The following is a 12,872-nucleotide window of genomic DNA, read 5'->3' on the forward strand; positions in this document are numbered from 1 at the left end:
ACTATGCTAAAGGCTATCCTATGTCAACCGTACTACACAAAGAATTGGCGCTATTTGACCTCGATAACACCCTCATCGATACCGATAGTGACTATATGTGGGGCGAATTTTTGGTCAAACATAATCTGGTAGAAGAATCGCTGTATCGTGCTAAAAATCGGGAGTTTTATGAGCACTATATTGCAGGGACGCTCGATGCGGTCGTCTATAATGAGTTTGTGGCAAGCTTTTTAAAACAGCATACCTTGACCCAGTTACATGAATGGCGTGAGCAATATTTGCAAGATGAAATCGCGCCGAAAGTGCGTCCAAAAGCGGTTAACGCTATCCAGTCACATTTACAAGCAGGGCACGATGTAGTAGTGATTTCCGCCACCAATGCCTTTGTGGTCAAAGCGATTGCTAACAAATTATTTTTGGTAGAGGAAGATAATATTTTAGCCACTGAGCTTGAAGTCACCGAGCAGGGATACACGGGTAAAGTCGCAGGACAGCCAAACTTTAAAGAAGGCAAAATCATGCATTTAAAAAATTGGATTGCTCAAAAAAACGCGCAAGGCATTACTTATACCAAAACTTATGCCTATTCGGATTCAAAAAATGATTTGCCGCTATTAGAATGGGCGGATGTAGCGATTGCAGTCTGCCCCGATGATACCCTACACGCGCATGCCTTAGCGCATCATTGGGCAGTGGAAGATTGGTCGATGAAAGCGCAGGCTTAGTGGGCGACGGCTGAGATGAATCCAGTGACAGATTCAGGTATAATGGCGCATTTTTCATAGAAACACGTTAAGGTAACCACGCATGGAAATCAACCCGTATTTAGAGCATATCAAAGACTTAACTGACCGTGGCAACCAGCTTCGGGGGTATCTTTGACATCGAAGCCAAGCAAGAGCGTTTGGAAGAAGTCAATTTAGAGCTTGAAAACCCAGAATTGTGGAACGACCCAGAGCGTGCCACCAAAATCAGTAAAGAAAAATCGCAGCTTGATAATGTCATTGGCGTGATTACCGCTTTAGATGACAAGTTAGAAGATGCCAAAGCCATGATTGACTTAGCGGTGGAAGCCGATGATGCGACCTTATTGGCAGACGTACAAGCGGAACTCGATGAGGCCGAAGCCAAAGTCGCAGATTTAGAGTTTAAGCGTATGTTTAGCGGTGAGATGGATGGCAACAATTGCTATGTTGATATCCAGTCAGGCTCAGGCGGTACCGAAGCACAAGACTGGGCAGAGATGCTACTGCGGATGTATTTGCGCTGGTGTGAATCACATGGCTTTAAAGCCGACATCATGGAACTATCAGCAGGTGGTGTCGCAGGGATTAAAAGCGCATCGATACATGTCAAAGGTGACTATGCGTTTGGCTGGTTACGTACCGAAATCGGCGTGCATCGTTTGGTGAGAAAATCACCGTTTGATAGCAACAACGGTCGCCACACGTCGTTTGCGGCGGTGTTTGTATCGCCTGAAATTGATGATAATATCGAGATTGATATCAACCCTGCCGATTTACGCATCGATACTTATCGCTCAAGCGGTGCCGGCGGTCAGCACGTTAACACCACTGACTCTGCGGTACGTATCACTCACCAACCGACAGGCATTGTGGTCGCGTGTCAAAATGAACGTAGCCAACATGCCAACAAAGACACGGCAATGAAAATGCTACGCGCCAAACTGTACGAGCGTGAAATGATGCAGCGTATGGAAAAGCAACAAGCGCTAGAAGAAACCAAGTCGGATATCGGTTGGGGGAGTCAAATTCGCTCGTATGTGCTCGATGACTCGCGGATTAAGGATTTGCGTACAGGGGTGGAAACTTCCAATACCCAAGCGGTGCTGGATGGTGATTTGGATAAATTTATCGAAGCGAGCCTAAAAGCAGGGCTTTGATTTAACTGCATTGGCCACAATAACCCATTGCTAATTTATCCGCACTTGCTAAAATTAGAGGGTCAATTTTTTAGTTGACGCGCTTTTTTTTCATAAGGATTTGATATGCTGTACCAATGGCAAGACAAAAAACCCACTTATCAGGCACCCTTCACAGGCTGGGTCGCAGACTCGGCTGAAATCATCGGCGATGTGCATTTAGCTGATAACGTCAGTGTGTGGTTTGGCGCGGTGATACGCGCGGACAATGCGCCGATTTATTTGGGCAAAAATAGTAATGTGCAAGAGAACAGTGTGATACACACCGATGAGGGTATCGCCGTCACCATTGGCGAAGGCGTGACGATTGGGCATTTGGCGATGCTACACGGCTGCACTGTTGGTGATAATAGCTTGATTGGTATCGGTGCGATTGTGCTCAATAATGCCCAAATCGGCAAAAATTGCATCATCGGTGCCAATGCGCTTGTCACCGAAAATATGCAAATCCCAGATAATTCCATTGTGATGGGTAGCCCAGCTAAAGTTGTCAAAACCTTGCCGCAAGCGCGCGAAGTTATGCTTCAACAATCAGCTTTACATTATGTTGATAAAGCCCATGCTGTTAAAGCAGGGCTTAAAGCCCTAGCGATTGAGTATTAAGTTTTTTGCGTATTAAGTTGTTATAATAGTAATTCAGTAATTCAGTAATTCAAAAAAAATTAGACCAAAAAAAAGGATAGTCACTTTACTATCCTTTTTTTATGCAATACATGATTAAGCAATACGTTGTCTTAACGCTGCAGCACGTTCTACCAATATCGTGTTGTTGCTGTCTTTGACTTCATCAAGCAAGCGTCTGGCACTGTCGTATTCCCCTAAATTCACATACTGTTCTGCCAAATCTACGTTTAACGTATCCGTGTCGATATCCTTAATCACATCGAGTATCGCTGATAAATCTTCAACGACTGGTGCCGTTGTTGGGCTTCCCTCATCTGCTATCGATATCGTTTCAAGACTAGCGGTTGGGGTCGTAGTTGTCTGATTAGTTGCTTGAGTAGCTGCATCATCAAAAGACAAATCAATCAAGTCATCCGATGGGGTAGGCTCAGTGACCAAGACATTTGACGTAGCGTCTTGCGCTTTGGTCGTGTCATCGTCTAGCGCAAAATCAAACATATCATCTGAGATCAGTAGCGAATCAGATTGGCTAGGGGCGCTAACTTCTGCCAAGTCAACAACAGGCTCAGCGACCGATGGGGTAACAGGTGTGGCTAATGTGGTTGCTTCTGCTTGGAGTAGTAATTCATCATCCAAATCAAACGATGCAATATCTGTGGCTTCATCACTTGCAACCGGTACAGAAGTTGCTGCATCGGAAAATAGATTGCTAGATGCTTTGGTATCTGACGCGTCAAAGATTAAGTCGGCTTCTGTAGTAGCGTCATTGGTTGGAGTAACCGCTGGCTCAGCGTTCAACTCAAAGTCGAAATCAAAATCATCTGCGATATTGTTGTCAGCGCTCGGTGCAGCCGTTGGGGTAGTTATCATTGGTTCTACAGCAGTAGCGGTAGGTGTTGATTGCGTTTCTGGTAAACTAAAGTCAAAATCAAAATCGCTGTCGCTAATAGCCTCGTTATTGACGTTACTTGCCAAAGTGGTGGTTACAGGTTCATCTATCGGCGCAAAAATTTCGGTAGGCGATTGTAGGGCAGGGGCAGTGACAGTCTCAGCGGTCGCGGGCTCTTTGCTAGGCAGATCAAAATTAAAATCGTCAAAAGTTAACTCATTTGATTGTGATTGCGCCGCTGTATTCTCGGTAGTAGGCTCAGTTGCAGGCGGGACAGGTGCAATTTTGGTTTCAGGCACATCGAGTGCAAAGTCAAAATCTAATTCATTATCGGCATCGTTGCTAGCACCATTAGCTAGGGTTGCTGGCTGTGCCACTTCAGTCACACTCGGCATGGCAACCTGTAAATGGCTATTGACAGCTGGCTTATCACTGTCTTGTTTAAAGCCTGGCAGATCAAAATCAAGTCCATCTGATTCAACAGCTTCAGGGGTATGGGTCATCGCAGTGCTGCGTGCAGTTATCGATTGTTCTTCATCTACCAGCATTTTTAAGTTATTGGCTTGGGTGGTGAGATTGAGGGTTTGAACAGTCTGCAAAGTCGTTTGCGGTAGGTCAGCGGTAGCTGGGCTTGGCATCTGCGATTGACGTTGCAGTTCTAGTTCGCGCTGCTGCTCAGCTAAGGTTTTTGGACGTTTGACTTGGGTCTGAGTATCAACTTTTGTCTGGCTTTTACCTTTTTTCATCAAGAAAACGCCAGCAACGATTACCAAAATCACCACTGCTGCGATACCTATCATTATCGGATCCATCTTTCACCTCATCGTTACGGTAGATAGTTATCATTAGGGCATAGCAAGATATAAGCTACCGCTTTATGCGACTAATGAATCACCACAAATTTGTTGTACGGTATGAAATGACACAGCACACAGGCAATATCATCCACGCGCTGTATTATTTTTTGTTTAACTCTTTTAAGCGTTTTTCTAATTGGGCAAGCTTGGTGTTTTGTATTTTCAAGCGATTTTCAGCGCCCACTAAGTCTTGATTGAGTTTGTTAACTTTAGTGGCTTGCTGGGCGGTGGCTTGGCGTTTTTGTTGCACTTGAGCCGCCACTTGCGATGACATGCCCTTGCCCACCTTGTTCTTGGTACTTTGACCTTGTACTGAACCATTGCTATGATTAGGTGCGATGATGGTCATTTCAGATTTTTTAGTCGCTGCGTATGGCCGCGGTGGTTTTTGTGCTTTAAGTGTCTTTTTTGTCGTTTTTAGGGTGGCTGGTTGTTTGGCAGCAGATTTTGGTGCGATGACAGATTTTTTGCTTGCGACACGTTTTTTGTTTTGACGATATTGTTGTCGCGCTTTATTGGCTGATTTTATCCCAATTTGTGAAGGGACTACTTTATATTTTGGGATTTGTAATTGGGTATTGGCGACAAGTTTGGTTGGGTCATTATCGGGGAACGCGGTCGGGTTGGCTGCCATGATATCTGCCATCACTTGACCCACATCTTTGCGGTTCGCCGCTGCGATATTATTGGCGATGGTCCAAAGGTTGTCATTGCGCTGTAGTGTATAAGTAGTTGTCTGGCCAATGATTTGCGGGTTTTTGGCGCTATACTCAAATTTGGATTTGGATTTGTCTAAAGCTTGATTGCCATAACTAGCTGCTGGGCTTGGCAATTGATTGTCTGCGGCGCTTGTTTGCATGGGGTTTTGCGTTTGTGGCACGGCTTGCGTATAAACAGCGCCATTTGGCTGAACAGATCGAACCGTTCGCGTCTCTTGAATACGCAGGTAGTCACTGTTTTCGCTAGCCAGCGTCATTGGGGCGGCGCCGGCGGGCATACCAGTCGTAGGTAAATTAGGCAGCTGGTTGATGGTGGTTGATGGCAACGTTATCGGCTGCATGGGCATAGGGTCGGGCGACATAACAGGCAACTGCACAGGATTGGCCGAACCTATGACGATGTTTTGCGCAGGTGATTGCAAAGCCGTGGTATTGGCTTGCGTGGTGATTTTTTGTGCGCTGTCGATAGGCATCAACAAGGTTTTTGGCAGTGTTTTGGTCACGCCATTTTCCGTGATATTGAGCACCACATCGGTAAATGGGGCATTAATCGCACGTTTGGTGGTCAATACAATCTGACCGCCATTGCTACTGGTTGGGACAAATTTGATTTGAATATCGGCATCTTTTGACAAGCCTAGCTGGCGATAGACATCAGCTTGGGCGACTTTGACAGAAAAAGTTCTTGGATTGATATCACTGACATTAATACTGGCGTTTAAAGGTTGGTTTTGTTGGGTTTGTACATAAGTATCGCCAATATTGACGGCATAAGCGACAATGGGAAGCGATAAGGGAAAACCCAATACCAAGTGTACAGAGTATTTTTGCCAAGACATAAAAAATCCTTGCTGAAGGTATCATAGCCTAGTTAGGGGTGTTAAAAAATGCCTACTTGTGTGGTCGCACGGTAGTCAATATACCGACAGGCAATATTCAAATATCAAATTAATCGATAGTCCAACAACTTGACAAAAGTTTCAGTCAAATTATCTGCTCAACTTTACACTTTTTGTCCAAAACTCTCAATAGTCTGACTCGCTTATTATTGGCATAAAGCTTGGGATAAAGCCCGCTATTGATAGCAATTTACGCGCGGATTGATACGTGGATTGATGCTTGGATAATGAAGCTATACTATCAATACCCTGACAATACCCTGACAACGGCAATCCCTGTCTACTGGTCATGGGGTTTTTCAGGGGTAAATAACGGATTAACAACATCAGATTTATCTACCCAGGCATAAAAAAACACGCCCTAGTCAGCGTGTTTTTTATAAAACCTTGAGTTTATAATTGATTGCGGATAATCGCAAGTGTGCGGCGTAGTGGCTCTGCCGCGCCCCATAACAACTGATCGCCAACGGTAAAGGCGGATAAATATTCGCCACCTAGATTCATCTTACGAAGACGACCTACGGCAACTTTAAGGGTGCCAGTGACCGCCACTGGGGTTAGACGCTCAACGCTTGCTGCTTTGTCATTTTCTACCACATCTAGCCACTCATTACCACTGTTACGAAGCGCAGCTTCAATTTCTTCTAGAGGGATGTCTTTTTTTAGTTTGATGGTCAAGCCTTGTGAGTGACAACGCATGGCACCGATACGCACGCAGATACCATCAATCGGCACAATGTTGGCATTAGTCTTGTCTGCATCATTGCCTAAGATTTTGTTGGTTTCAACACAGCCTTTCCATTCTTCTTTTGATTGCCCGTTTTCTAGCTGCACATCAATGTAAGGAATTAAGCTACCAGCAAGCGGCACACCAAAGTATTGTTTTGGGAATTCGCTACTACGTTGTAATTCGGCTACTTTACGGTCAATTTCTAAAATTGCGCCTGCCGGGTTATTAAGTTCGTCTGCAACGCCATCATGGATGTAGCCCATGCCTTTGATCAGCTCACGCATGTTGTTGGCGCCCGCACCACTTGCCGCTTGGTAAGTCATCGCAGATACCCATTCAACCCAATCGCGTTTGAACAACTCGCCAATCGCCATCAACATCAAAGATACCGTACAGTTACCACCGATAAAGTCTTTTTGACCATTTTTGATAGCGTCGTCAATGACATTGCGGTTGACTGGGTCTAGGACGATGATGCTATTGTCAGTCATACGTAGGGTGCTTGCTGCATCAATCCAGTAACCTGTCCAGCCTTTATCACGTAGCGGTTGATGGACTTCTTTAGTATAGTCGCCGCCTTGACAAGTAATAATGACATCACAAGCCGCTAAAGCCGCTAAGTCATGCGCATCTTCAAGCTTGCTAGGGGCAATGCCATTTGGGGTAGGGGCATCGCCACCGGCATTACTGGTAGAGAAAAACACGGGAGTAATGCCTTCAAAGTCGTTTTCATCCATCATACGTTGCATTAATACCGAACCGACCATTCCACGCCATCCGACCAAACCTACGCGTAGCTGACTCATGATAACCCTTCCTTACTGTAAACAAAATAAAATAAATAGTGCAGAAAATTCACATTGATTTTTCAATTAGTAACCTGTTACCTTGCCTGTATTTGTAAGGTTTTGCAAGTGAATTTTTTTTTAGATGGGGCATCTATTTAGCTATAGATGGTAGGCTGATAGCGATGTCAGGGTGAAAAATAGCGTTTGGCAACACAACTGCAATTTATCAGCATTATTTTTGCGGCTACTATATCGCCATGCTATTGATAACAAGCTAATGATAACAAGCTAATATTGACCAACGTGAAATGCAATATAACATGAAAGGATAGACAATGACGCTGTTGTTACAGTTGCTAGCAGGTTTTGTGGTTTTTGCAACTTTTTGGGCAACCATCCCTAGGTTTGAATGGTGGTTTAGGGTTGCTGATTTTCCCAGGAATCAATTGATTTTTTTGGGGTTGGTGGCGCTCATTGGCTTACTTTGGCTGGGCGCTTTTGACAGTCGTTGGCAGATGGGATTGATTTTACTGCTGCTTATTGCGCTGGCTATGCAAGCGTACATGGTGTTGCCTTATACGTTTTTGTGGAAGAAACAAGTGCAAACGGCACAGCCAAAATCACGCGATTATCAAGTGAAATTGTTGGTTGCCAATGTGTTGACGACCAATCCAAATAAACAAGCTTTGATTGACCTTATCCATAGCCATCAACCCGATATTGTATTGACACTCGAAACTGACCAAGCGTGGCAAGACGCTTTAAGCGCCATTGAGGCTGACTATCCATTTAACGTCAAAGTGCCACTCGATAACTTATATGGTATGCATTTGTACTCAAAGCTTGAGCTTATCAATCCCCAAGTAAAATATCTGGTGGTTGATGATATTCCATCGATTCATACCCAAGTTCGCCTAGCCATGGGGAAGGTTGTTTGGCTATACTGCTTGCATCCCATGCCACCGAGTCCAACCGAAGCGGATAAATCGGTGACACGGGATGCTGAGCTGTTAATGGTAGGCAAACATATCAACGCCAACGACTTGACGGTGATTGTTGCAGGTGATCTCAACGATGTGGCGTGGTCGCATACCACACGCATGTTCCAGCGTATCTCAGGACTACTAGACCCTCGCATTGGGCGAAAATTCATCAATACCTTTCATGCCAGTTACCCATTTTTGCGCTGGGCGCTTGACCATGTTTTTCACAGCAATCACTTCACGCTGGTATCGATGGCGCGTATGCCGAACATTGGCTCCGACCATTTTCCCGTGCTCACTACGTTACAATATGAACCTGAAGTCATGGATGAGCAGCCTGAACCTTTGCCAAGCATCGCCGATCACCAAGAGGCGAAAGAAACCATCAAAGAAGGGGTTAAAGAAGGCGAAAAACTATCGGAGGCTCAGCGTGATAGCGCTAGTGATGCTAGCAAATTATTGAAAGGCTCATGAGAAATCTAGCAGCGGGCAAGCTAAAACCCCATGTAAGCATTTGCTTACAACAGATTCCGCCTTTTGCGGCTAGTAACCAACCGTGCAACAACCTACAATGAACTCATCAACACAAGGATGATACCAAGGAATGGTAGTGTTGAGACGCTCAGGATGAGTAATATCATGGAAAGCCAATAATAATAACATAGTTGACATGAAGTGCCCTAAAACCCAAGTCTATTGCCCTAAGACTTGGGTTTTATCTTTTTTGGTACTTATCAATCATAATCTAGCATAATCTAGCATAGTCTAGCTACCTTGTTTTTTGCTTGTTTTGACTACTTACATGCAAATGCTGCAAGGCTTGTGGCGGTAGTTATTTTCACGGGCAGCAAATAATCGCTGTCAATAGTCCTAGTCACCAAATAGTCGAAGTTTTTTAAAATAATCTTTGCTAAAATATCCGCACTTTTTAATCAAAGCTGACGGACAATGATGATGAACCAGTCTGAAATTCTTGAAGACTCACCTAAACAAGCCCCTAATAAATTTGCCCATCCCAACAATGATAGCCAATTTCTGATTGCCCCTTCGATTTTGTCGGCAGATTTTGCCCGTCTGGGCGAGGAGGTCGAGAAGGTTATCGCCGCAGGTGCAGATGTGGTGCATTTTGACGTGATGGACAATCATTATGTCCCAAATCTGACCTTTGGTAGCATGATTTGTCAGGCACTGCGTGATTATGGGATAACTGCGCCGATAGATGTGCATTTGATGGTGTCACCGGTTGATAGTATGATTGAGCAGTTCTTAAAAGCGGGCGCTAGCATCATTACCTTTCACCCAGAAGCCACGCAACATGTCGATCGCTCGTTACAACTCATCAAAGATGGGGGTGCTGACTGTGGACTGGTGCTCAATCCCGCCACGCCGCTACACTATCTAGACTATGTGATGGATAAAGTTGACCAAATTTTATTGATGAGTGTTAACCCAGGGTTTGGTGGGCAAGCATTTATTGATGGCACCCTCAAAAAAATTGAAGCGGTGCGCGAAATGATTAGGCTATCGGGTCGCAATATTCGTCTTGAAGTCGATGGCGGTATCAAAGCCAGTAATATTCGTGCGGTTGCCGAAGCAGGGGCGGATATGTTCGTCGCCGGTTCAGCAATATTTAACCAACCTGATTATCGCCAAGCGATTGACGCGATGCGTGCCGAACTGGCTTTGGTCGGTCGCTTGCCAGCGTAAATGCTACACAAGGAATCATACACAAGGAAATTGGTATGGATGTTCAATCCCCGTCTTTAGTACCCAAAGGTCTGACAATTGGGCTGGCAATATTTGCGGTGTTGCTAGGGTTGGCAGGTTTTGGGTTTAGGTTGATGTTTGGCGATAGTTTATCATCAATGCTGCCCTCACTGGTGAGTACCATTGCGATTTTTTGGCTAGGTATTCCACTGGCTTTTGTCGTGGGGTCAAAGGTGTTAAATCGCTACTCAGGGCGTGCACCGATTCAAAATCGCAATGCATTAACCTTGGGTTTGTTATTTAGCTGTGTGGCGATGCTATGGATGATGGCGGCATATTCTTAGCGGTTCGCTCGGCGAGTCGGCACCCATCAAGACATTGACATTAACGCTAAAAATTGATGCTACACATAACACCAATCCTCAGTAATTATTTAGGAATTTATTGAATGGCATTGCCACATTATACTAAGCAAGAATTATCGATTTATCCCAGCAATCTTCCAAAAGGCTTAATCAACACACTGATAGTTGCTTGCTTGCTGTTAGGGTTGGCGGCTTTACGCAGTAGCAAGGGAATGCAAGGCTGGCTCAATGTCATCGAAAATTGGGTGTTTATGCTATTGTGGATTCCGCTTGCCGTCACCCTTTGCGCATTACCTTTTAAGTTACGGGATGACAGTTTTGAGCTTAAATTGGCGTATTATCTCGGTATGTTTGTGGCATTTTTATTTGAAATCAATAAACTTCGCTATTGGCATACCATGTAAACATGACGATTTAGGGTAACAGTTAATAGCTAAAAGTAATCGCTAAAAGTTTTGCGCAACACTTTTTTTGACCGATGAATTTTTAGGCTTAGCCAACGCTAATATGCTTGAATTTTTAAACAGTTGCAATCATAGTAATGCTATATTTGCTTTTTATAGGCAGGCTGTTATTGATATACAAGCTGTTAGGGCGTATAGATGAATATTTTGCTCGGTATATTGTTGACTGTATTGATAAGCTTTCTAGTGTATCGATGGATAAGGCTGGCTTGGTATAAACTGCATGACATGGCAGGTATTGAGGTCGGAATGTCTCAATATTCTGTACCGCCCACAGCATCGCCGGCAAAACCAGAAACCATGCGCTTGGCGTACCAATCAAACCTGCCAATTCCCAATACCTTCGGTAGTGATAGCCGTTTTGAGTTGATGCCACGTGTTGGCAAACATGCGCGCAATAAAAAATGGTTTAAAGCAAAAACTCAACAACCGCGATTATCTTCACCTTCGATTTTAGGTATTGATGGCGCGTCAATTGAACGTATGCCAACAGCTGCCGTAATGCTGCTTGATACCATCCATGACAAACTCATTCGTTATCAGGCGTGGCAACGCGACCAAAGCCAGTCAGCCAATCAAGCAGACCATCCGCAAACCCAATGGTTGACTGAAAATAAGTTTGTGGTCAATCGCTTGATTGAGCAGACGATTCCTGAAGCAGTACACCAGTATGACCAAATTGCCAAATATCATTCCAGTCAGCTCAATCAAAAAATTCAGGGTGAGATGACCGCAGGCGAGATGCTAATTGAGGTATTGGCTCGGGTCAATCTGCAATTAGATGAATTGCTCAATGAGATGTTTCATGAAGTCAGCCAGCAATTTGCGTCAACTTACCGCTATGTCAAAAATCGCACGTAGTTGATGGTAGATTAACATTGGTAGATTAACATAAAAAAAGCGTATCAATTTGATACGCTTTTTTGTAAGTTGCTTTTTGTGTAAATTTTATAGTGGTTAGCTGCTTCTTTTTTCTTTATCGCGGCGTAAGTGATGACCGCCGCGGCGCGCTTTTAGCGGTTTTTTCTCAAAGCGTTCTTGGCGGCGTTTGGCAATGCCGTAAAGCCCTGTGCCTTGGCGCGGGCGAATGTTGACAAGTCCTGCTAAGGTGTCAATCTCACGGCGATCTAGCTCAAGATAGCGACCCGTGCGAAGCTCCCTTGGGAGACTGACAGAGCCGTAACGGATACGCAGTAGTCGGCTTACTTTTAAGCCTTGCGATTCAAATAAGCGGCGTACTTCACGATTGCGACCTTCTTTGAGTTTGACTTGGTACCATTTATTGATACCTTCACCGCCTTTTTCAACGATGTCATCAAACTGTGCCATACCATCTTCTAGCATGACGCCACGTTTGAGATTTAAGATAATCTCAGGGGTGACTTCGCCCATCACACGCACCGCATATTCGCGCTCTATTTCATTTGATGGGTGCATCAGACGGTGAGCCAGTTCCCCATCATTGGTAAATAGCAATAAACCTGTTGAGTTGATGTCCAACCGGCCCACCATTACCCAGCGGTCATGGTTCAGTGGTGGCAAGCGCTCAAACACCGTGGGACGACCTTCTGGGTCATGGGCTGAGCAAATTTCGCCTTCTGGCTTGTAATACATCAAGATACGGCGGCGTTTTTCGTTTTCTGCGGTATAGCGTAGCAAACGTCCATCGACTCGGATTTCATCGCCCTGTCCGACACGGTCACCAATGGTAGCGACAGTCCCGTTAACACTGACGCGACCTTCGCGAATCACATCTTCCATTTGGCGGCGCGAACCTAAGCCTAGACGGGCGAGCGCTTTTTGCAGTTTTTCGTCTTTCATTCAATAATCCTTTAATAGGTAGCAACATTTCACAATGTTGTGCTAGCATGAAACTTCATGCTTGTGCCTATTGTAGGACAAGCG

12 protein-coding genes are annotated in these 12,872 nt (G+C 44.8%); 8 read left to right on the plus strand and 4 right to left on the minus strand.

Annotation, left to right across the window (positions count from 1 at the left end):
- Nucleotides 1–20: 20 nt before the first annotated feature.
- The 3 genes from LAJ61_RS08570 (at nucleotide 21) to LAJ61_RS08580 (ending at nucleotide 2,545) form a co-directional block, all read left to right on the plus strand.
- Nucleotides 21–725, plus strand: a complete 705-nt coding sequence (locus LAJ61_RS08570) for an HAD family hydrolase (protein ID WP_224053579.1) — start codon at nucleotides 21–23, stop codon at nucleotides 723–725.
- Between the two features lie 82 nt (nucleotides 726–807).
- Nucleotides 808–1,903, plus strand: a protein-coding gene (gene prfB, locus LAJ61_RS08575) for a peptide chain release factor 2 (protein WP_145951654.1) whose coding sequence is annotated in 2 segments (ribosomal slippage) — nucleotides 808–879 and nucleotides 881–1,903 — 1,095 coding nt in all. Because the reading frame shifts where the segments join, the coding sequence is not laid out codon by codon here.
- A gap of 105 nt (nucleotides 1,904–2,008) precedes the next feature.
- On the plus strand, nucleotides 2,009–2,545 hold the full coding sequence (locus LAJ61_RS08580; RefSeq protein WP_224053580.1) for a gamma carbonic anhydrase family protein: 537 nt from the start codon (nucleotides 2,009–2,011) through the stop codon (nucleotides 2,543–2,545).
- Between the two features lie 114 nt (nucleotides 2,546–2,659).
- Here LAJ61_RS08580 and LAJ61_RS08585 read toward each other — a convergent pair whose 3' ends face one another.
- From LAJ61_RS08585 to asd, 3 genes are all read right to left on the minus strand, one after another.
- Nucleotides 2,660–4,255: a hypothetical protein gene (locus LAJ61_RS08585; RefSeq protein ID WP_224053581.1), complete on the minus strand. Its 1,596-nt coding sequence runs from the start codon at nucleotides 4,253–4,255 to the stop codon at nucleotides 2,660–2,662.
- 157 nt (nucleotides 4,256–4,412) lie between these two features.
- Nucleotides 4,413–5,870, minus strand: a complete 1,458-nt coding sequence (locus tag LAJ61_RS08590; RefSeq protein ID WP_224053582.1) for a type IV pilus assembly protein FimV — start codon at nucleotides 5,868–5,870, stop codon at nucleotides 4,413–4,415.
- 453 nt (nucleotides 5,871–6,323) lie between these two features.
- On the minus strand, nucleotides 6,324–7,466 hold the full coding sequence (gene asd / locus LAJ61_RS08595) for an aspartate-semialdehyde dehydrogenase (RefSeq protein ID WP_224053583.1): 1,143 nt from the start codon (nucleotides 7,464–7,466) through the stop codon (nucleotides 6,324–6,326).
- Nucleotides 7,467–7,783: 317 nt separating this feature from the next.
- Between asd and LAJ61_RS08600 the strand changes: the two genes are divergently transcribed.
- From LAJ61_RS08600 to LAJ61_RS08620, 5 genes are all read left to right on the plus strand, one after another.
- A complete protein-coding gene (locus LAJ61_RS08600) occupies nucleotides 7,784–8,905 on the plus strand; it encodes an endonuclease/exonuclease/phosphatase family protein (RefSeq protein WP_224053584.1) in 1,122 nt (373 codons plus the stop codon).
- A gap of 474 nt (nucleotides 8,906–9,379) precedes the next feature.
- On the plus strand, nucleotides 9,380–10,138 hold the full coding sequence (gene rpe, locus LAJ61_RS08605) for a ribulose-phosphate 3-epimerase (protein WP_409034962.1): 759 nt from the start codon (nucleotides 9,380–9,382) through the stop codon (nucleotides 10,136–10,138).
- A 35-nt stretch (nucleotides 10,139–10,173) separates the two neighbouring features.
- On the plus strand, nucleotides 10,174–10,482 hold the full coding sequence (locus tag LAJ61_RS08610; protein ID WP_188875439.1) for a hypothetical protein: 309 nt from the start codon (nucleotides 10,174–10,176) through the stop codon (nucleotides 10,480–10,482).
- 104 nt (nucleotides 10,483–10,586) lie between these two features.
- On the plus strand, nucleotides 10,587–10,907 hold the full coding sequence (locus LAJ61_RS08615; protein ID WP_007115494.1) for a hypothetical protein: 321 nt from the start codon (nucleotides 10,587–10,589) through the stop codon (nucleotides 10,905–10,907).
- 198 nt (nucleotides 10,908–11,105) lie between these two features.
- A complete protein-coding gene (locus tag LAJ61_RS08620) occupies nucleotides 11,106–11,828 on the plus strand; it encodes a hypothetical protein (protein ID WP_224053585.1) in 723 nt (240 codons plus the stop codon).
- Nucleotides 11,829–11,924: 96 nt separating this feature from the next.
- Here LAJ61_RS08620 and rluB read toward each other — a convergent pair whose 3' ends face one another.
- A complete protein-coding gene (gene rluB, locus LAJ61_RS08625; protein ID WP_036591148.1) occupies nucleotides 11,925–12,788 on the minus strand; it encodes a 23S rRNA pseudouridine(2605) synthase RluB in 864 nt (287 codons plus the stop codon).
- Nucleotides 12,789–12,872: the final 84 nt, after the last annotated feature.

It is taken from the genome of Faucicola osloensis (assembly GCF_020041925.1).
GTDB classification, from domain to species: domain Bacteria; phylum Pseudomonadota; class Gammaproteobacteria; order Pseudomonadales; family Moraxellaceae; genus Faucicola; species Faucicola osloensis_D.

Bases quoted from the DNA above. Each gene is read 5' to 3' on its own strand.
- asd (WP_224053583.1), bottom strand. From the start codon at position 7,466: ATGAGTCAGCTACGCGTAGGTTTGGTCGGATGGCGTGGAATGGTCGGT.
- LAJ61_RS08585 (WP_224053581.1), bottom strand. From the start codon at position 4,255: ATGATAGGTATCGCAGCAGTGGTGATTTTGGTAATCGTTGCTGGCGTT.
- rpe (WP_409034962.1), top strand. From the start codon at position 9,380: ATGATGATGAACCAGTCTGAAATTCTTGAAGACTCACCTAAACAAGCC.
- LAJ61_RS08570 (WP_224053579.1), top strand. From the start codon at position 21: ATGTCAACCGTACTACACAAAGAATTGGCGCTATTTGACCTCGATAAC.
- LAJ61_RS08590 (WP_224053582.1), bottom strand. From the start codon at position 5,870: ATGTCTTGGCAAAAATACTCTGTACACTTGGTATTGGGTTTTCCCTTA.
- rluB (WP_036591148.1), bottom strand. From the start codon at position 12,788: ATGAAAGACGAAAAACTGCAAAAAGCGCTCGCCCGTCTAGGCTTAGGT.
- LAJ61_RS08620 (WP_224053585.1), top strand. From the start codon at position 11,106: ATGAATATTTTGCTCGGTATATTGTTGACTGTATTGATAAGCTTTCTA.
- LAJ61_RS08600 (WP_224053584.1), top strand. From the start codon at position 7,784: ATGACGCTGTTGTTACAGTTGCTAGCAGGTTTTGTGGTTTTTGCAACT.
- LAJ61_RS08610 (WP_188875439.1), top strand. From the start codon at position 10,174: ATGGATGTTCAATCCCCGTCTTTAGTACCCAAAGGTCTGACAATTGGG.
- LAJ61_RS08580 (WP_224053580.1), top strand. From the start codon at position 2,009: ATGCTGTACCAATGGCAAGACAAAAAACCCACTTATCAGGCACCCTTC.
- LAJ61_RS08615 (WP_007115494.1), top strand. From the start codon at position 10,587: ATGGCATTGCCACATTATACTAAGCAAGAATTATCGATTTATCCCAGC.